Origin of the sequence: Paucibacter sp. B2R-40 (genome assembly GCF_025717555.1) — a bacterium.
Classification (GTDB): Bacteria; Pseudomonadota; Gammaproteobacteria; order Burkholderiales; family Burkholderiaceae_C; genus Paucibacter_A.
In genome coordinates this window covers 157,767-176,716 of sequence record NZ_JAJIRP010000002.1, presented here as the reverse complement: position 1 = coordinate 176,716, position 18,950 = coordinate 157,767, and the positions used below count along the sequence as shown (strand labels likewise).

Genomic DNA, 18,950 nt, shown 5'->3' with positions numbered 1-18,950 from the left:
TGATGGCGGCAATGCTAAGGTGGGCGCATGTATGACAAGAGCGCTGCGCGAATCACTTTCAAGAGTTCTTGGCTCGAACCGCTGCCGGGCGTGCTGACCTGGGCCTTGGCTTGGTGGCTGCTGTTCTGGCTGGATGGGCGGGTCAATCTGGCCAATCAAGCGCTGCTGCTGGTCTTGGCAGCGGCGCTGGCGAGTTTGTGGCTGCCGCTGGCGGCGGCGCTGCTGCTCAGCCTGGTGTCGGTGCTGCTGTTCAACTGGCATTTCGTTGGCCCGCGCGGCAGCCTCAGCGTCGAGGGCAATCAGCACCTGTTATTGCTGGGGGCGATGCTGGGCCTGAGCTGCATCACCGCCTTGCTGATCGCCAGCCAACGCCGCCAGGCGGCGTTGGCGCGGCGCCAGGTCGGCCAAGCCGAGCAGTTGCGCGGCTTCAATGACAGCTTGCGCGAGGCGCGCGACTGGGCGAGCTTGGGACCTTTGCTGCAGGCCGAATTGCAGGCGCAACTGGGCACGCCGGTGCAGCTGATGCTTTTGCAGCAAGACCAGGCCTTGCCGCAGCAAAATCTGCCCGAGGCGGTGCAATGGCAGAACGGCATCGCCGACCTGAGCGCTGATCAACGTGCCGGACTTTGGCAGTGCCTGCGTCACGCCCAGGCGTTCGGACCCGGCACGGGTCGATTCGAGGGCCAACCGGACTGGTACTTGCCGATCCGAGGGCGCGGCGCGGCCTTGGGCGCCGCGCTTTTGCAGCCCAGCCGCTCACAAGCGCTGGATGCCAGCCTGCTGACTCATTTGCAATTGCTTTGTACGCAAATGGGCCTGGCCTTGGAGCGCCTCGCGACCGAGCACCTGGCGCAGCTGGCGCGCGATGAGGCCGTGAGCCAAGCCAACCGCAATGCCTTGCTGGCGGCGATTTCGCATGACTTCCGCACGCCGCTGGCCTGCATCATGGGCGCTGCTTCTTCGCTGCAGGACCAAGATGCGAAGTTGAGCCCGGCACAACGAGCGCGCTTGACCGCCACCATCCTGGATGAAACCGAGGCGCTGGCAGATATGACGGCCAACAGCCTGCAACTGGCCCGCTTGGACGCGCCCGGCGTGGCGCTGCGCCTGGACTGGGAGTCGGCCGAGGAAATTGTCGGCGCGGTGCTGCGCCGCGCCCGCCAGCGCCACGCGACGCTGAGTGCTGAAACAGAAGGGCCGCAGCTGATTGAACTGCAAGCCCGGCTGGAGCCTGATCTGCCGCTGCTGCGCTGCGACGCCTTGCTGCTGACCCAGCTGCTCGGCAATCTGGTCGACAACGCACAGAAATATGCGCCCGCTTCAAATATAGAAATCTCGGCTCGCACCGCGCTTGAGGGGGGCAAAACCTTCATCGTGCTGGCGGTGCGTGACCGTGGCCCCGGCGTGCCTTTGGTCTGGCGCAAACGTATTTTTGAAGCTTTTCAACGCGGTGCGGAGCAGCAGCATGCGGCCGGCCCCGACGCCAATGCCAGGCGCGGCGCCGGCGTCGGCTTGGCCGCCTGCCGGGCGATCGCCCAGGCGCATGGGGGGCTGATGCGCTACCGGCCGCGCCGCCACGGCGGCGCCAGTTTTGAGTGCTGGCTGCCCAGCGTCAGCGCCCCCCGGGTCGAGGACATGACCGTATGAGCTTGCTGAGAATCTTGTTGCTGGAGGACGACCGAGAGCTGCGCGCCACCTTGGCCAGCGCCCTGCGGGTGGAGGGTTATGAGCTGCTCTGTGCGGCCAGCCTGGCCGAGGCGCGCGCACTTCTGATCCATGCCGAGCCGGTCGATCTGGTTTTGCTGGATTTGGGCCTGCCCGATGGCGACGGCGCCGAGTTATTGGCGCAGCTGCGGCGAGGCAAGAACACGCCGGTGTTGATCATCTCGGCGCGCGAGCAAGACGCCCACAAGGTGCGCTTGCTCGACGCCGGCGCCGATGACTATCTGGTCAAGCCCTTCAGCATCAGCGAGCTGTTGGCGCGCATGCGGGTGGCCTTGCGCCACCGCGGTGTGCACACCCAAGCCGCGCAGACGCTTTACGAACAGCAAGGCCTGCGGGTTGATCTGGCCGCACACAGTGTCAGTCTGCATGGCGCCGAGGTTCACCTGACGCCGACCGAATTCAAGCTGCTGGCGCGCCTGGTGCGCCATGCCGGCCAGGTGCTGACGCACCGCACCTTGCTGGCCGATGTCTGGGGGCCGGAGTTTGTCGAGCACACCCATTACTTGCGGCTCTATATGGGGCAGCTGCGCGCCAAGCTTGAAGCCGCACCGGCCGACCCGCAACGCTTGTTGACCGAGCCGGGCGTGGGCTACCGCTTGGAGAGTGGCGGTTCTTGCGAGTGAGCGCTGCAAGAACCGCCGCGAGCGCGCGATTGGCTGCTCAGACCTGCCATTGGTCGGCGCGGGCGCTGCCGCCCATGGTCGGGTCGCTGACCGACGGTGCACCCGTTTCCACCCGACCGGCAAAGCGGCGGCTGAAGTCGGCCTGGTCCTTCACCTTGGCGCTGAAGTCGTACCAGCGGTAGCTTTGCGCCAGCGGCAGGCGCAGATTGGTTTCGCCGCGTGCGAGCACCGTGTACTCGCTGACCGTGGCCGCGCTGTAGCGGTTGGCGGCCAGCTGGAACACGCAAGGCGCGTTGCCGCTGTTGAGCAACTTCACGAGCAGGTCGCCGCTGACGCTGTCACAGCTGATCTGCACTTCCGGGTTGGCTTGAGTTGCCGCCTTCAGGCGCCCGGCATTGCCGGTCAGATGACGGTGAAAACCGTTAGGCCCCAGTATCCACAGGTCATACGCACCGTTGGCATCGGCAGCCCAACTGCCGCTGAGCTGTTTACCGGCTTCGACGGTGTAGCGGCGCGGGATTTCGGCCAGGCGCAGGCGGTCGTAGACATGGAACACGGCGGCGGCTTTGCCGGTGTTCTGGAAGCTGACATTGACGGCCGTGGCCGTGACCCATGCCGTCGCCGCCAGCTCATAGGGCAGTGCCGAGGAGGGCCGCACACCGCTGTCTTGCGCCGGCAAGGTCAAGGTGCTTGGCAGGGTCGGGCGCGGCTTGGTCGGGTTGTTCAAAGCCCGGGTCTTGTCGGCCAGCGCCTTGGTGTCGGGCAACTGCGCCATGAAGGCCGTGCTGTTGTTCGGGTTGGCGAAGTTGAAGGCGCTGGTCAGATCACCGCAAACCGCCCGGCGCCAAGCCGAGATATTCGGTTCCATCACGCCGAAGCGTTGCTCCATGAAACGCAGCACCGAGGTGTGGTCGAACACCTGCGAGTTGACCCAGCCGCCCTTGCTGAACGGTGACACCACATACATCGGCACGCGTGCGCCCAGGCCGTAAGGCCAGTGCAGCGTGCTGGGTGCGGGGCTGTTGGGATTCTCGACCTCGTGGTATTCGCCGGTGGTGGCCACCGTCGAGGCGCCCGCGTAGACGCGCTTGGCCGGATCGGCGTCCCATTGAACCAGCGAAGGCGCAGCCGGCGGCGGCATATGGTCGAAGAAGCCGTCGTTCTCGTCGAAGTTGATGAACAGCACCGTGCTGGCCCAGACCTCCGGATTGGCCGTCAGCGCTTCCAGCACCTTGGCCGTGTATTCAGCACCTTGGGCCGGGCTGGACGGGCCTGGATGCTCGGAGCCGGCTTCGGTGGCGACGATCCAGGATACCTGGGGCAGCGTGCCATTGACGACGTCCTGGCGCAGCAGATCCAGATCGCGTGTCGTGATGCCGCGCGCCTTCAGCTCGGCCGAGGCACCGGGGCGGTTGAACCAGCCGTCACGGAAGGACTTGAAACCGACCAGCGAGTTGTCGGTGAAGTTGTCGTCCATATTCTCGTAGACCTGCCAGGAGATGCCGGCCGCCTGCAGGCGCTCGGGGTAAGTCGTCCAGGTGTAGTCGGGCAGGTTGTCGAACCAGTCATTGCGGTTGCTGACAGCCGGACCACCGCTACGGCCCAGCGGGTCGTTGGTGCCGGTGAAGAGGAAGAGCCGGTTCGGGTTGGTCGAGCCGGCCAGCGAGCAGTGATAGGCGTCGCAGACCGTGAAGGCATTGGCCAGCGCGAACTGGAAGGGGATGTCCTCCTTGGCGAAGTAGCCCATCGAATGGTTGTGCTTGGTCAGGGTCCAGTAGTTCATGCGGCCCTGGTCCCAATGCAGATCCCCCCAGCCATGCGGCGTGCCGTCTACCCGCATCAGGTTGAAGTTGAGCTTGGTGTTGAGCCGGAACGGCGCCACGGTCTTGGGTTGTGTGCGGCCCGGCACGGTAGGGTTGCTCACGCTGTTGCTCGGCTCGGTCGGCTGCACCCAGATGTTCTTGCGCACGATGGTGCCAGGGCGGTCAACCACTGGCAGCGGCAGCGGGTCGCCAAAGCCGCGCACGCCGTGCAGCGTGCCGAAGTAGTGATCAAAGGAGCGGTTCTCCTGCGTCAGGATCACCACATGTTTGACGTCCTGGATGGTGCCAGTGACAACCTTGGCTTGCGCGGCCAGCGCGCGTTGGATCACCGCCGGGAAGGCGGTGAGGGCGGCGCCGGTGGCGGCCGATTGGAGGAATCTGCGACGTGAACTTTGAGTCATGATGGGCTGCCTGTAGCTTGAAAGGTGAGACCTAATGAGTGGATTCAGCGTGCGCGGCGGCGTGCCACCGCAGCCACGGCGAGCAGACCTGCCAGCATCAGCGCATAGCTTTGCGGCTCGGGCACGGCCGGCGTGGTCAGGCTGAAGGACAGGTTGTCGGCGTAGGCGCCGCTGGCGTTGCCGTCGGGGGCATCCATGGACAGGTCGAAGCGGATCGCGCGCGTCTGCTCGGGGACATAGCCGCTGGTGTGAAAGGCGGCCAGCACCGTGTAGTAGTCGCGCAGGTCGACGTAGTTGGGGCCCAGCTCGGTGTGGTTGATTTCATTGCCCTTGGCGTCGAGAAAGGAGACATACAACAAGGTGTTGTCTTCCTGGTCACCGACGCCACCGAGATAGGCATCGAGCTTGAACGCCAGGCCGCCACCGTCGATGTCAGCGGCCTTGTCGCTCACATCGACTTGCTGCCAGCCGGCAGAAAAGGCGCTGCCGCTGCTGCCGGCAAAGTGCCGCGCGCCATGCGCGGTGTCCGGGTACAGGAACAAGGGGTCAGCGTAGGCCACGGTCTGGAACATCGCGGTATCGGCAATGGCGTTCCACGCCGTGGTGCCTGACTCGGCATCGCCGCTGACGATCAGGTTGCTGTCATAACTCGTGGCGTGAGCGCCAAGCGGCGCGAACGCCGTCAACAGGGTCAGGGAGGCGAGGAGCGTGCTGAGTTTCATGATGGCCTTGGGCAAAAGGGTTGAGCAGAAGCAGAAGTGCGGCGTTTCTTGGCGTATGTTCTTCCTGACATGTGACGCCCGTCACCGCGGGCCCAGATGCTGATCGGCTCATTCGCTGCGGCGCCTAGGCGTGCCCGATGTGATCTATATGCTTCCCTTATGCGATCCTTATGCCGGACGATTCACAGTGCGACCATCAATCACGCCACTTTCGCTTGCGACCATGTCCTCCGCCAGTTCTGTCTCCCCCCTTTCCGGCCATCCGCAGCGCCAAGGCTTGCCGGCGCTAACGCTCGGAGCCATTGGTGTCGTCTATGGCGACATCGGCACCAGCCCGCTCTACACCGTCAAGGAAATCTTCCTGCCCGCCACCGGCGTAGCGCTGAATCAGGCCAATCTGATCGGCGCGGTGTCGGTGATCATCTGGGCGCTGATGCTGGTGGTGACGCTCAAGTACGTGATCCTGATCCTGCGCGCCGACAACCGCGGCGAGGGCGGCGGCTTGGCCTTGACGGCGCTGGCCGCCAAGGCGGTCGGCACGGGCAGGGCGCGTCTGCACAAGGGCTTGCTCTTGCTGGGAGTGTTCGGCGCCACGCTGTTTTATGGCGATTCCATCATCACGCCGGCCATTTCGGTGATGGGGGCGATCGAAGGGCTGGAGGTGCTGACGCCGACGCTCAAGCCCTATGTGCTGCCGATTTCGCTGACGATTTTGGCCGCGCTGTTCATGCTGCAGCGCTTCGGCACGCATGCGATGGGCAAGGTATTCGGCCCGGTGATCACCTTGTGGTTCGTGCTGCTGGGGGTGATTGGCGTGATCCATATTCAGGCGCAGCCGCAGGTGCTGGCCGCCTTGAACCCGCTGCATGCCTGGGAATTTTTGATGGCGCGCGGCTGGCATGTGTTCGCCGCCGTCGGCGCCATCGTGCTGGCGCTGACCGGCGCCGAGGCGCTATATGCCGATATGGGCCATTTCGGCGCCAAGCCTATCCGCTTGGCCTGGACCACGCTGGTGTTCCCGGCATTGGCCTTGAACTATATGGGCCAGGGCGCACTGCTGATCGGTGACCCCAGCGCGATCGAAAATCCGTTCTACCGCCTTTTCCCCGACAGTTTGATGTTGCCGGTGGTGATCTTGGCCGCGCTGGCCGCCGTGATCGCATCACAGGCGGTGATCTCGGGCGCCTATTCGATGACCAAGCAGGCGATTCAGCTCGGCTTCCTGCCACGCATGACGGTGCGCTACACCTCCGCCAGCGAGGCCGGCCAGATCTATATCCCGGCGGTCAACTGGGCCTTGCTGGTCGGCGTGGTGGCTGCCGTGCTGCTGTTCGGCAGCAGCTCGGCGCTGGCCGGCGCCTACGGCATCGCGGTGACGATGACGATGCTGATCACCACTGTGCTGACCTTTTTTGTGGTGCGCCATGGCTGGCGCCTGCCGGCGCCGATCGCGATCTCGGCCACGCTGTTTTTCCTGGCGCTGGACCTGCTTTTGGTAGCGGGCTGCGCGATCAAGTTCGTGGACGGCGGCTGGTTCCCGCTGGCCTTTGCGCTGGGTCTGTTTGTGGTGATGAGCACCTGGTCGCGCGGCCGGGCCTTGCTGATGGGCAGCATCCGGCGCGATGGTCTGGAGTTGCAGCCCTTTCTCGAGTCGTTGGGCGGAGCCGACACCCACCGCGCCCTGCGCACCGCCGTCTACGCCGTGGCCAACCCCGATACCGTGCCGCAGGCCTTGCTGCACAACCTCAAACACAACCAGGTCCTGCATGAGACAAACGTCATCATGACCGTGGTGTTTCAGGACCGCCCCTGGGTGCCCGATGAAGAGCGGGTCGAGTTGCAGGAGCTGGCACCGAGTTTTTGGCGCGTGGGCCTGCATTTTGGCTTTATGGATCAGCCCGATGTGCCCAAGGCGCTGGCCCTGTGTGCCGCCAAGGGCCTGCACATCTCCGCGTTCGAAACGAGTTACTTCCTCAGCCGCGAGACGGTGGTGCCGACTGCCGGCGAAGGCATGGTGCCCTGGCGCGAGCATCTGTTTGCGGCCATGAGCCGCAATGCCGGCGGCGTCGCCGAGTTCTTCTGCCTGCCTGACAACGCGGTGGTGGAATTGGGCACACGGGTGCAGATCTGAGATCAAACCGTAGCAATGTCATGGCCGAAGAAATCGACCTCAAAAAGCAGAATACTTGGTTCCCGGCCAAACGCTATGGCTGGGGCTGGGGCTTGCCGGTCCGCTGGCAAGGCTGGTTGGTGCTGAGCGCTTATGCCGCCTTGATGGTGCTGGCGGCGGCCCTGCTGTCGCCCGAGCGGCAGCCCCTCAGCTATGTGGCGTGCGTTACGGTGTTGACGGCCTTGCTGATGCTGATTTGCTGGCGCAAGGGTGAGCGGCCGCGCTGGCGCTGGGGAGCGGGCCAATAGGCTTGCCTGCGCCGCTTGAACCGGGCAAGCGGGCATGGATTTGATTGATGGCGGGCAAACGGCAGGCGCGCGCAACCGTGGACAATCAACCGAGGCTTCCGCAGTTTGCGCGGCCGCTGCGGCCAGCTTGGTCTGGCCCGGCTGGATGTCCAGCCTGTTTAATTCTGCCCCTGCCCCCGATGCGCATATTGCTGGTTGAAGACGATGAATTGCTGTCCGCCGGCCTGCGCGAAGCGCTGGGGCGGGCCGGCTATGAAATGGATCACTTGGGCAGTGCGGAACAGGTGCTGGATGCCTTGGGTCACCAAGTGCATGATCTGGCGATCTTTGACCTCGGTCTGCCAGGCATGGATGGCTTGAGTCTGGTGCGTCACGTACGGGCCGCCGCGCATACGCTGCCAATCTTGATTTTGACGGCACGCGACGGCTTGTCGGACCGGGTCAGCGGGCTCAACGAGGGCGCTGACGACTACCTGATCAAGCCTTTTCTATGGCCTGAATTGTTGGCGCGGGTGCAGGCATTGATTCGGCGCAGTCGCTCGGTTGCGACCGCCCGCTTGACGGCCGGGCCTTTGACCCTCGATCTGGCGACGCATGCGGCCCAGCTGTTTGGCCAGCCGCTGGCGTTGACGGGGCGGGAATGGCACTTGATGCAGGCGCTGATGCTGGCCGCCCCTAAGGTGATCGCTAAACGGCGCTTGGCCGACAGCCTCAGCCGCTGGGACAAAGAGATCACCGATAACGCGGTCGAGATCTATATCTCGCGTTTGCGCGCCAAGTTTGCTGACAGCGGCATCACCATCCGCACCGTGCGTGGTATCGGCTACCGCATCGACGTGTGAGTGCCATGCGCGAACAGCATTTGAGTCTGCGCGACCGCCTGTTGCGCCTGCTTCTGTGGCCGCTCTTGCTGGTGATTTTGCTCAGTGCCGTTTACGACTATGTGCGCGCCCTTGAGCGGGCCAGCGACAACCAGGACCAGGCGCTCGCCCGGGTTGCGATCGCTTTGGCTTCGCGCCTGGATGTGGACGCGGACGACGCAGCCGATGATGACCTCGGCCTGCATCTGGAGCGCACCATGCGCGCAATGCAGATCGCAGATGGGAAGGATCAACTGTATTTTCTGGTGCGCACCGAGCAGGGCGCCGTCATTGGCGGCGATCCAGCACTGGCGAAGGTGCTCGATAGGCAGGCGCACACTCAGCCGAGCTTTGCTGACCATCGCTTAGGCGGCGCGCAGGTGCGCGTCATCACCTATCCGCATGCGTCCGCGCTGGGGGCGCTCAGCATCGTTGTGGCTGAGACGCTGCAGCGCCGCGAGGCGCAAGCGCGCTTGGTCATGATGGACACGGTGGTTCCCAATCTGGTGCTGCTGAGCCTGGCGCTGCTGTTGGTCCGCTTAGGCGTGCATTTGGCGATGAAACCGTTGGATGAGCTGAGCCAAGCAGTGGCTGCCCGGCAAGCAGAAGACTTCAGTGCAATCGCTACAGATCAGTTGCCGGCCGATTTGCTTCCGCTGGTCAGTGCGATCAACGGCTTCGTCGCCAATTTGCGTGTCTCCACCGAAGCTCAGCAGGCTTTTCTGTCCAATGCGGCGCATCAATTGCGCACGCCCCTGGCCGGCATGCAGATGCAACTCGACTTGGCCGAGCGGGATGCCGATGAAACGCAGCGTCAGCGCCTGACAAATTTGAAGCTTTCATTGCAGCGGCTGGCGCGATCGACCCATCAAATGCTGGCCTTGGCGCGCTCCGGCCCGCAAGCGGTTCAGGCCGAGACTTTGCAGCGTTTGGACTTGCAAGTCTTGCTGGAGGACGCTGCGTCCAGCTGGCTTGATGCCGCTTTGGAGGCCGGCCTGGACTTGGGCTTTGAGGCCAGCCCGGCTTTTGTCAATGGCTCGGCCTGGCTGCTGCAAGAAATGCTGGGCAATCTGATCCACAACGCCATCCGTCATTGCGACCCCGGCGGCAAGGTCACCGTGCGCTGCGGTACGCGGCCCGATCGCAGAGCTTTCTTGGGCGTCGAAGACGAGGGACCGGGCATTGACCCGCTGGAGCACGACAAGGTGTTTGAGCGCTTTTACCAGATCGACGCGGCCTCCAAGCTCGGCAGCGGCCTGGGCTTGGCCATTGTGCGCGAGGTAGCTTTGCGTCACGACGCACAGGTCAGTCTGGGCAGCGGGCCAGGCGGCAAAGGTCTGCAAGTGACGGTCAACTTCCCCGTAGTCGCGTGAGCGCCGCCTGAATTTGTCAGGCTTTTGAAGGCAGGGGGGGCCTAGCCTCGGGTTTTCTGGATTCCTGAGAAGCCCGCATGAGTTCGATACCTGCTCCTGTCCGTACCGCAGCTGACTTGCGCCATCCCCGACCTATCGTCTATGCCCATTGGCTCACGGTCATGGCGCTGCTGCTGGTTTTTGCCCTGATCATCGGTCGCGATTGCTTGGATGAAGACCGATTGCGTGCTTCCGTCTTGCAATGGCATCGCTTGGCTGGGCTTCTCGTCGGAGCCTTGACGCTGCTGCGCCTGCTGCTGCGCAGCCGCTTCAAGTTGGCCGACACGCTGGATCAAGCGAGCGCGTGGCAACGCCGCCTGGCCGGCGCGATGCATGGGCTGGTCTACCTGCTGCTGCTGAGCTTGCCGCCTCTGGGCTTCTTGCTGAGCAATGCACGCGGCCACGTCGTCAGCTTGGGGTCAATTCATTTGCCGCGTCTGCTGGCCACCGACCTGGACCTGGCCGAAACACTCGAAGCGGTGCACGGCAATGTGGCCTGGTTGTTGGCCGCGGTGATCGCCTTGCACCTGCTGGCGGTTGCCTGGCATCAATGGGTGCGCCGAGACCAGGTCTTGAGCGCCATGTTGCCAGGCTGGCGCCGTGCTTGATGCAGCCAAGAACTTTCGAGCACGGCTTTCACTTCCTTCCCATCACCTTTTTGAGAATTCATCACTATGAATATGCATAGATTGTTGCGACGCTGCGCGCTGCTCGCGGGCCTGACAGCGGGGCTTTTGAGCGCCACGACCAGCTGGGCCGTGCCCAGTTTTGCGCGCCAGACCGGGCAGGACTGTGCCGCATGTCATATCGGCGCCTTTGGCCCACAGCTCACGCCCTTCGGCATCAAGTTCAAGATTGGCGGCTACACCGACAGCAATGGCAGCAGCGGCAATGTGCCGCTGTCCGGCATGGTGGTGGCTTCACGCACTCACACGGGCAAGGCGCAAGACGCAGCGCCGGTCGACGGCTATAAAACCAATGACAACGCAGCCTTGGATGAAGCCTCGCTCTTCATTGCCGGCAAGCTGGCCGATCAGCTCGGCGCCTTCATGCAAGTCACTTATGACGGCATTGGCAAAAAGACCGCCATCGACCAAATGGATCTGCGCTTTGCTCACGCCACCGAATGGCAGGGCAAGGAGCTGATCCTGGGCGCATCGCTGAACAATAACCCCGGCGTGCAAGACCCGTTCAACAGCATGCCGGTCTGGGGCTTCCCTTATATCGGCTCGGCGCTGGGATTCAGCGGCCCTGAGACGGGCACCTTGATCAATGGTGCTCTGGAGCAGCATGTACTGGGCGCCTCCGCCTATGCCTTTTTGGACAATAGCTGGTACGCAGAACTAGGCAGTTATCGCAGCCTGTCGCTGACGGCGCAATCTCGTTTGGGTCTGGGCAGGGAAGATGATCCGGGCAAACTCGGCAATGGCACTGCCTACTGGCGACTGGCTTGGTTCAAGGACTTGAAGAGCAGCGCCTATTCGGTCGGGCTGTTCGGCTTCAACAGCAGCATCCAGCCTGATCGCACCAATGGAAGTGGCAGCAACCGCTACCGTGACATCGGCATTGACGGGCAATACCAGTTCTTGGGCACACGCGAACATGTCTTTACCTTGCAGGGCAGCTACGTGCACGAAACTCAGCGCCGCGACGCCTTGCTGGCCGCAGGTGAAGCCAGCAACTTGAATGGCAGCCTGAACGAGCTCAAGCTCAATGCCTCCTACCATTTCAATCAAAGTTGGGGCTTGTCCTTGGGGCATTTCCGTACCGATGGAACGGCCGACAGTCTTTTGTATGCCGCCAATGCTGGCAATGTCCCCGACAGTGCCGGGCAAATCCTGCAGTTGGACTGGACGCCCTTCGGCAAGGAAGACTCCTGGGGCGCGCCATGGGCGAACGTGAAGCTGGGCGCTCAGTACACGCGCTACAGCAAGTACAACGGCGCCGCCAAAAACTATGACGGCGCGGGCCGCAATGCCGCTGACAACAACACCTTGTTCCTGTTCGCCTGGACATCCTTCTAGGTGCTCATCGAGATGGACCCATTTGCCAACAGCCGCAAGCAATTGTGCTTGCCAATACCCAGTTTCTCAACGTTGAAGACCGCGCTGCTCGCCCTGGCCTGCTGCGCCGCCAGCATCAGCGCTTGCGCCGAAGGCGAGATCCAGAAGGGGGCCGATGTGTTTGCCACCCAATGCGCTGAATGCCATAGTCTCAAAGAGGGCAAAAACAAAAAAGGCCCGAGCCTGTTTGCGCTGTTGGGCCGCCCGGCTGCGGGCCTGGCGGGGGTGGCTTACTCCGACGCGATGAAGGCCAGCAAATGGTCCTGGACTGCTGAGAAAGTAGATAGTTATATCAGCGCACCCAAGCTGGCCTTGCCCGGCGGAACGATGAAGTTCGAGGGCTTGAGCGATCCTCGTGCCAGGGCAGATCTCTTGGCTTTTCTCGCCAGCGTGAAGTAGCGCGGCGACTATTGCACTTCGACAAACAACAAGGCACGGGTAAGCCGGGCGTTGTTGTTTGTATGACGCTTGAAAAAACCTTAGCGGCGCGGCAAATTTCAGCTGAGCGGATCCTTGGCGGGGGCTTCTGCCTGCGGGTTCTCATATGGCCGGCAAATTCAAGACACAACCAATCAACAATATTTGCACGACTGCTGAGACCGAGCGAAGCCGTTTTTCTTAGGGGCATACAAAGATGCTATTTGTACTCACCAGTCAACCTGAGCCGGGCATATTGGGATCCCTGCAGCGTCGCAATCGGCTCTCGCTGGGCGACCTGGGCTTGGGGCTCTGCAAGCCGCCTTCTCGCGGCAGCATTGTGCCGCTGGGGAACGACAAGTACTTCTTCCTTTGAAGTGCCGACGAGCTTGTCGACCGGACAAGGAAGATTTGCAGCGTCTAACTTGCCTGCGATGAACTCGCCCTCGTCACGCTTGTGGCTGAACCTGACCAGTTGGCATTTGCCAACGCCTGGCACAGGTTTGGACGTATCCATCAGGGAACACCGAGGACCTTGGTCCTGCGGAACGACCATTTCCGTCCAGCGCGCTTTGGAGTGAATGCGGCATCAGCCAGTTTGCAGCGCCACCTTGACGGCAGTGACATAGCGCTCGCTGACGGCCACCCGCGACCCATCACGCATCCTCAATTCGTAGCTTCCACTGGGCATGCTCAGCAATGACAGCGCCTGCTCTCGCCGCACGATGGTGCCGCGGTGTACGCGCAGGAAGACTGCCGGATCGAGGTGCTGCTCCAGGCGTGTCATCGACGCACGGAACAGCAACTGGCGTGTGGGCAGGTGGAGCGCCGCGTAATTGCCCTGCGCCTCGATGCGCAGGACTTCGTCCAGCGAGACGGCGTCGATTCGGCCCACCGAGCGCACGCTCAGCGTCTTCCAGTAGTTTTTGCCCGCTTGCGGGCTGCGCTGCGCGTCCTCGACATAGCTGCGCAGCGCGCCGGCGAAGGCGACCTGCTGGCGCAGCCGCACCATCTGCTCAACATGGGCCAGCGCTTTCGCCAGACGCCGGTTGCTGAAGGGCTTGAGGAGGTAGTCCAGCGCGTGCAGATCGAAGGCTTCGATCGCATGCTCGTCGAAGGCGGTGACGAACACGATCCAGGGCGGTTGCTCCTGCTGAGCGAGTACTTGCGCCAGCTCCAGGCCCGAGCCATAGGGCATGCGGATGTCCAGAAAGACCACCTCGATGTCGGGCTGCGCGCGCAGAGCCTCTTGCGCTGCCGCCATGCTCGGCGCTTGGGCGACCACTTCCCAATGGGCATGCTCAGCCAGCGCCAGGCAGAGATTGCGCCGCCCGAGTTCCTCGTCGTCGACCACGAGCGCGCGAATCGTCTTCGTTGTTGAGCTGTCGTCGGATGGCGTTGTCATTCGGAAATGCTGATCGGTAGTTCGACGCGGACCTCGAAACTCGACGGCGTCTCGTGGGTCGCTAGGACCGCACGCGAACCATACATCAGCGCAAGCCGCTCGCGCGCATGCGCCAGCCCCAGGCCGAGTCCGGCATTGGCCGGGCCGCGCTGAGCCAGGGAGTTCCACACCCGGATTTTCAAACGGGTGCTGTCGAGGTGGAATTGCAAGGTCAGCTGGGTTGGTCCGGTGTGCCGATCCAGGTCGTGACGCAGGGCGTTCTCGATCAGCGGCTGCAGCAGCAGCGGCGGACATTCGACCCGCTCGATTGCTGGGCCTGGGTCATCGAACGTAAGCTGCAGGCGCGTACCGTAGCGCATCTGCTGCAGGTCGAGGTAGTCGTGGCAGAAGGCGATCTCCTCGCCGAGGCAGACCGCATCCTGGGCACTGGCCTTCAGCGCGTAGCGAAGCAGCGTGCTCAGGCTCGCAATGCCCTCCAGCGCGACCGGCTGCTCGTTGCTGCGCACCAAGGCGCTGATGCTGTTGAGCGCATTGAAGATGAAGTGCGGCTCCAGCTGCTGGCGCATACCGTGCAGGCGCTGCCGCTCCAGCGCCAGTTCAAGCGCCAGATTGGCCTCACGCGCGGCCTGCAGCTCGGCGGCGCGTTGCTGGCCGAGCCGCCAGATGTGGATGGCCATCACGACCGCATAAGTGCCGCTGAACCAGGCGAACTCGAGAAACCAGGTGAAGTTATCCCGCTGCAGCACATAGCCGATCAGGCTTTGCCCGTCGCCTCGCGCCAGCCAGCCCGGCACTGCGGTGTAGATCATGTGCAGCGGAAAGTACAGCAGGGCCAACGCCCCATAAAGGCTGGCGATAGCCCGCCCGCCTAAGCAGCGGTCCTGGATGCGCGGCAGCACCAGCATCAGCGCAACGCTCAGCACGAAGAGCGGCACATGTGCATTCAGCCAGGCTCCCCAGACGCGCAGGAAATTGGCCGCGTGGCCGAGCCGCGCGCCATCGCGGTAGTCGCCCGCCGCGCCGAGGCTGCAGATCACGCCCCAGACGAGCCCATTCGCCAGCACGACACGCAGCACCGATCCCGGCGCGGTTTGTGCGGCCGAGGTCTCGGGGTCGGTAGGGATAGCTGGGCTCATCGATGTTGGGTTGGGCTTGACTGCGAGCAGGTCGCCATGATCGCTCATACCCGCGCGGATTCGTAACACGACTGACCGTACCTGTACCACAGGCCTGGATCGCGCGGCGCCGGCTGCCCATACTGCGCCTTCCGTCCAACCATGCCGCCCGGCACCGTCTCATGCAACACCTTCGTGATCTTCTTAACTGGCCTCGATGGGCCTATTTGATGCTGGCGATCGCGGCAATACTGCCGGCCGCCCACGCGGCCGCTCCGATGGCCAGGAGCCAGGCGCCGGGCTTTTACCGGCTGATGGTGGGGGACCTGGAAGTGACGGCACTGCTGGATGCCAACGACCCCTGGCCGGAGGCGATCGACGAGCTGTTTCCCTCGCTCACGGTCGAGCACAAGGCCAGCCTGCGCCGGCGCACCCAAGCGCAGCCCAGCAACGACTTCTCGACCATCGCCTTTCTGGTGAACACCGGCAAGAAGCTGATCCTCATCGATGCGGGCGGCCGGGGCAGCGCGGCGGGCTACGGCCAGTTGTTCGACAACCTGAAGGCGGCCGGCTATGCGCCGGAGCAGGTGGACGATATCTACATCACCCATATGCACCCCGACCATGTCTTCGGCCTGGCCGATGGCAAGCAGCGCTCGTTTCCCAATGCGGTGGTGCATGCCGACGCGCACGAACTGCCGCAATGGCAGGCCGCCGCAGCCAAGGGCAACAAGACCGCGCAGGCGATCGTCGCCAAGCTGGCGCCCTATATCAGCGCTCAGCGCTACCAGGCCTTCGACGGCGACACCCGCTTCTCGCCTGAGCTGAAGGCTGTGGCCCGCTACGGCCACACCGAGGGCCACAGCTTCTACGTGATCGAAAGCCGGGGGCAGCGCATGCACTTCTGGGGCGACTTCGTTGTCAACGACAAGGTGCAGTTCGAGCTGCCTGAGGCCGTTCCGCCGGGCGAGAAGGACGCAGCCCAGGGCATCGCGCTGCGCAACCGTGAGTTCGCCGCAGCAGCACGCAGCGATGAGCTGATCGCGGGAGCGCACTTGGCCTTCCCAGGCATCGGCCGCCTGCGCTCGCTGGGGCTCAACTACATCTGGGTGCCTGTCGACTACGCCGCGATAGCGCCGGCCACGACGACACCTTGAACGACAGGCTGCACACCGATGAAACCCAAAGCCATGCAATTGCAGATCAACGGCCAGACGCACCGCGTCCAGGCAGCGCCCGACAAACCGCTGCTCTGGCTGCTGCGCGAAGACCTGGCGCTGACCGGCACCAAGTTCGGTTGCGGCGCAGCCCAGTGCGGCGCCTGCACCGTCCATATCGACGGTGCCGCGACGCGCTGCTGCGTGCTGCCCATCCAAGCGCTCAAGGGCCGCCGCATCACCACCATTGAGGCGCTGGACCAGAGCCGCATCGGCCGCGCGCTGCAGCAGGCCTGGCTGGACGAGCAGGTGCCGCAATGCGGCTACTGCCAGTCCGGCATGCTGATGGCCGCCGCCGCGCTGCTGGCCGAGCAGCGCCGCCCCAGTGAGGTGCAGATCAAGGCGGCGATGAGCAATCTCTGCCGTTGCGGCACCTACCCGCGCGTGCGCGCCGCCATTGAGCGCGCCGCCACCGCACTGCAAGCCGGGAGCACCACATGAACGCAGGCCAGAATCCTGGCCGGCTTGCCAGTCCAGCCCGCCGCGCGCTGCTGCTGCACTCCAGCCTGGTCGCCGGCCTCTGGACGCTGGGCCTGGCGCCAAGCGAGGCCCAAACTACAGCCCCTGCTGCAGCTGCAGCTGCAGCCGCAGCCGGCGTGCCTGGCTTCGGTATCTGGCTGCGCTTTGATGCGCAGGGCGGCCTGACCGTGCTCAGCTATGTGGTCGAACTTGGCCAGGGCACGCACAGTGCCGTGCGCCTGATGGCTGCCGAGGAGCTGGACCTCCCGCTGGACCGGGTACGTGTCGAGCAGGCGCCGGTGGAAGCGCGCTATTTCAGCCCGAGGATAAAGGACTACGCCAGCTTCGGCAGCTTTGGCACCTCGCTGTCCTGGCGCGAGATCGGCCAGCTTTGCGCCACCGCTCGCGCCATGCTGATCCAGGCAGCGGCCGCGCGCTGGGGTGTGCCCGCGGCCGACTGCCTCAGCAATGCAGGCGAAGGGGGTCAGGTCTTGCATCCCGATGGCCGCCAGCGTCTACCCTATGCCGCGCTGCTGGCCGAGGCCGCCGCGCTGCCCGCGCCCAAGGACGCGCCGCGCAAGCCCGCCGCGGAGCGCCGCTTCGTTGGCAAGGAAGGCAGCCAACGCATCGACCTGCCGGCCAAGGTCAACGGCAGCGCCCGCTTTGGCATCGACGCGCGCCGCCCCGGCATGCTTTACGCTGCGCTGATCCACGCGCCACGCTTCGGCGCCGAGCTACTTGGCGTGGACGAGCGCCCGGCCAAGCCGTTTCCAGGCGTGCGCGGCATCGTCCGTCTGCCCGGCACGCTGGCCGCGCTTGCCGCACTTGCCGTAGTCGCCGACAGTTATTGGACCGCCCGTCAAGCCCTGCAGGCACTCCAGCCCCGCTGGAGCGCCGGGCCGCACGCCGCCACCGACAGCGAGGCCTTGCGCGCCGAGCTGCTCGCCGCCACCGCTCGCGGTGCGGGCAAACCCTTCGACCAACGCGACGACCCACGCATTGACGATGCCGCCGTGGCTCAAGCGCTGAGCCAGGCCATAAGCCACGGCAAAGGCGTGCTGGACATCAGCTACGACGTGCCCTTCCTCGCCCACGCGACCATGGAGCCGATGAATGCGCTGGCCGAGGTCGGCCCGAAAGGCGCGGCATTGTGGCTGTCCACCCAGAGCGCCGGCGACACCCAGCGCGGCGTGGCCCGTGCGCTGGGGCTCAAGCCCGAGCAGGTGCAGATCAACGCCATGCTGATCGGTGGCGGCTTTGGCCGCCGGCTCGAACATGGCTTTGCTGTGCAGGCCGCGCTGATCGCCAAGCAGATGAAGCGTCCGGTGCAGCTGATCTGGTCGCGCGAGACCGATATGCGGGCCGGAGGCTACCGTCCCGCCGCCGCAGCGCGGGTGCGCCTGGCGCTCGATAGCGAGGGCTGGCCGCAAGCGCTGCGCGTGGACGCCGCCAATCCCTCGCTGCTTGAATACAGCAGCCTGAGCAACGGCGAGCCCAGCCCCGACTTCGACTGGTCCGTCGGCATGGGCTGGACCCGGCACGACTACGGAGTCGGCCCCATGCAACTGGGCTGGAGCCGCGTTGATGCGGGCGTACCCTGCGGCTATTGGCGCTCGGTCGGCGCCTCGCAGAACACCTTCTTCTACGAGTGCAGCATCGACCGCGCCGCTGCGCTGGCCGGCATCGACCCGCTCGCCTACCGGCTGCGCATGCTGGAGAAAAAGCCCAACACACTGGCGCTTCTGCGCGCCCTGGCCGAACGCGCCGGCTGGGGCCAGGTCTTGCCACCCGGGCATTTCCAGGGTCTTGCGCTGAGCTCGGGCAATGCTGCACGCAGCGCCCATATCGTGCAGATCTCGGTGCCGGCGCCGGGGCGCTTCCGCATCGAGCGCATCACGGCGGCGGTCGACGTCGGCCTGGTCGTCAACCCAGACGCGGTGCGCGCCCAGCTGATGGGCGGCACCATCTTCGGCCTCAGCGCCGCGCTGGCCGGCGAGATCACGCTGAAAGACGGACAGGTGCAGCAAGCCAACTTCGACAGCTATCCGCTGCTGACGCTGGCCCAGACCCCACCGATTGACCTTGTCGTGCTCGGCAGCGGCGAGCAGCCTCGCGGCGTCGGCGAAGAAGGCCCGGCCTCCATCGGCCCAGCGCTGGCCAACGCCCTCTTCGCCGCCAGCGGCCGCGACCCGGCCAAGGCAATCACGCGACTGCCACTGACAAGGGCGGGATGGGTGTTGGAGGGGTAAGCCGGAGCGCTGAATTCAAGGAATCGCGGCTTGACCACGGA

Annotated in this window: 17 protein-coding genes; 12 read left to right on the top strand and 5 right to left on the bottom strand. The window is 64.5% G+C overall.

Going from position 1 to position 18,950, the window contains the following annotated elements; genetic code table 11:
* Positions 1-27 precede the first annotated feature (27 nt).
* Positions 28-1,647: a sensor histidine kinase gene (locus LNV09_RS04765; protein ID WP_263555937.1), complete on the top strand. Its 1,620-nt coding sequence runs from the start codon at positions 28-30 to the stop codon at positions 1,645-1,647.
* Positions 1,644-2,348: a response regulator gene (locus LNV09_RS04760; protein ID WP_263555936.1), complete on the top strand. Its 705-nt coding sequence runs from the start codon at positions 1,644-1,646 to the stop codon at positions 2,346-2,348. Before LNV09_RS04765 ends, LNV09_RS04760 begins: the two co-directional genes overlap by 4 nt.
* Before the next feature lie 37 nt (positions 2,349-2,385).
* Here the strand turns inward: LNV09_RS04760 and LNV09_RS04755 are convergent, their stop codons facing one another.
* Positions 2,386-4,572 (bottom strand): phosphocholine-specific phospholipase C, encoded by a 2,187-nt coding sequence (locus LNV09_RS04755; RefSeq protein WP_263555935.1) that lies wholly within the window; start codon positions 4,570-4,572, stop codon positions 2,386-2,388.
* A 44-nt stretch (positions 4,573-4,616) separates the two neighbouring features.
* Positions 4,617-5,294, bottom strand: coding sequence for a PEP-CTERM sorting domain-containing protein (locus tag LNV09_RS04750; RefSeq protein WP_263555934.1), 678 nt, complete (start codon positions 5,292-5,294; stop codon positions 4,617-4,619).
* A gap of 223 nt (positions 5,295-5,517) precedes the next feature.
* Between LNV09_RS04750 and LNV09_RS04745 the strand changes: the two genes are divergently transcribed.
* The 7 genes from LNV09_RS04745 to LNV09_RS04715 all read left to right on the top strand — a co-directional run bounded on the left by LNV09_RS04745 (position 5,518) and on the right by LNV09_RS04715 (position 12,446).
* Positions 5,518-7,425: a potassium transporter Kup gene (locus tag LNV09_RS04745; RefSeq protein ID WP_263555933.1), complete on the top strand. Its 1,908-nt coding sequence runs from the start codon at positions 5,518-5,520 to the stop codon at positions 7,423-7,425.
* Between the two features lie 20 nt (positions 7,426-7,445).
* Entirely contained in the window at positions 7,446-7,712 is a 267-nt protein-coding gene (locus tag LNV09_RS04740; RefSeq protein ID WP_263555932.1) for a hypothetical protein, read from the top strand.
* Between the two features lie 179 nt (positions 7,713-7,891).
* On the top strand, positions 7,892-8,554 hold the full coding sequence (locus tag LNV09_RS04735) for a response regulator (protein ID WP_263555931.1): 663 nt from the start codon (positions 7,892-7,894) through the stop codon (positions 8,552-8,554).
* Positions 8,555-8,559: 5 nt separating this feature from the next.
* Positions 8,560-9,945 carry a sensor histidine kinase gene (locus tag LNV09_RS04730; RefSeq protein ID WP_263555930.1) on the top strand — a complete coding sequence of 462 codons (1,386 nt, stop codon included), beginning with the start codon at positions 8,560-8,562 and terminating at the stop codon, positions 9,943-9,945.
* A 77-nt stretch (positions 9,946-10,022) separates the two neighbouring features.
* Entirely contained in the window at positions 10,023-10,592 is a 570-nt protein-coding gene (locus tag LNV09_RS04725) for a cytochrome b (RefSeq protein ID WP_263555929.1), read from the top strand.
* Positions 10,593-10,658: 66 nt separating this feature from the next.
* A complete protein-coding gene (locus LNV09_RS04720; RefSeq protein ID WP_263555928.1) occupies positions 10,659-12,008 on the top strand; it encodes a cytochrome c1 protein in 1,350 nt (449 codons plus the stop codon).
* A gap of 72 nt (positions 12,009-12,080) precedes the next feature.
* A complete protein-coding gene (locus tag LNV09_RS04715) occupies positions 12,081-12,446 on the top strand; it encodes a c-type cytochrome (RefSeq protein ID WP_263555927.1) in 366 nt (121 codons plus the stop codon).
* A gap of 238 nt (positions 12,447-12,684) precedes the next feature.
* On the opposite strand, the gene LNV09_RS04710 is transcribed toward LNV09_RS04715, so the two are convergent.
* From LNV09_RS04710 to LNV09_RS04700, 3 genes are all read right to left on the bottom strand, one after another.
* Entirely contained in the window at positions 12,685-12,981 is a 297-nt protein-coding gene (locus LNV09_RS04710; protein ID WP_263555926.1) for a hypothetical protein, read from the bottom strand.
* 72 nt (positions 12,982-13,053) lie between these two features.
* Positions 13,054-13,869, bottom strand: coding sequence for a LytR/AlgR family response regulator transcription factor (locus LNV09_RS04705; protein WP_263555925.1), 816 nt, complete (start codon positions 13,867-13,869; stop codon positions 13,054-13,056).
* Positions 13,866-15,005 carry a sensor histidine kinase gene (locus LNV09_RS04700; RefSeq protein WP_263555924.1) on the bottom strand — a complete coding sequence of 380 codons (1,140 nt, stop codon included), beginning with the start codon at positions 15,003-15,005 and terminating at the stop codon, positions 13,866-13,868. The genes LNV09_RS04705 and LNV09_RS04700 overlap by 4 nt, the downstream gene beginning before the upstream one ends.
* A gap of 161 nt (positions 15,006-15,166) precedes the next feature.
* Between LNV09_RS04700 and LNV09_RS04695 the strand changes: the two genes are divergently transcribed.
* Genes LNV09_RS04695 through LNV09_RS04685 form a run of 3 tightly spaced genes read left to right on the top strand, consistent with a single transcriptional unit; the run spans position 15,167 to position 18,909 of the window.
* A complete protein-coding gene (locus tag LNV09_RS04695) occupies positions 15,167-16,141 on the top strand; it encodes an MBL fold metallo-hydrolase (protein WP_263555923.1) in 975 nt (324 codons plus the stop codon).
* 33 nt (positions 16,142-16,174) lie between these two features.
* Positions 16,175-16,642: a (2Fe-2S)-binding protein gene (locus LNV09_RS04690; RefSeq protein WP_263556280.1), complete on the top strand. Its 468-nt coding sequence runs from the start codon at positions 16,175-16,177 to the stop codon at positions 16,640-16,642.
* The gene (locus LNV09_RS04685) at positions 16,639-18,909 is read left to right on the top strand and encodes a xanthine dehydrogenase family protein molybdopterin-binding subunit (protein ID WP_263555922.1); all 2,271 of its coding nucleotides are present in this window, start codon (positions 16,639-16,641) and stop codon (positions 18,907-18,909) included. Before LNV09_RS04690 ends, LNV09_RS04685 begins: the two co-directional genes overlap by 4 nt.
* Positions 18,910-18,950 lie beyond the last annotated feature (41 nt).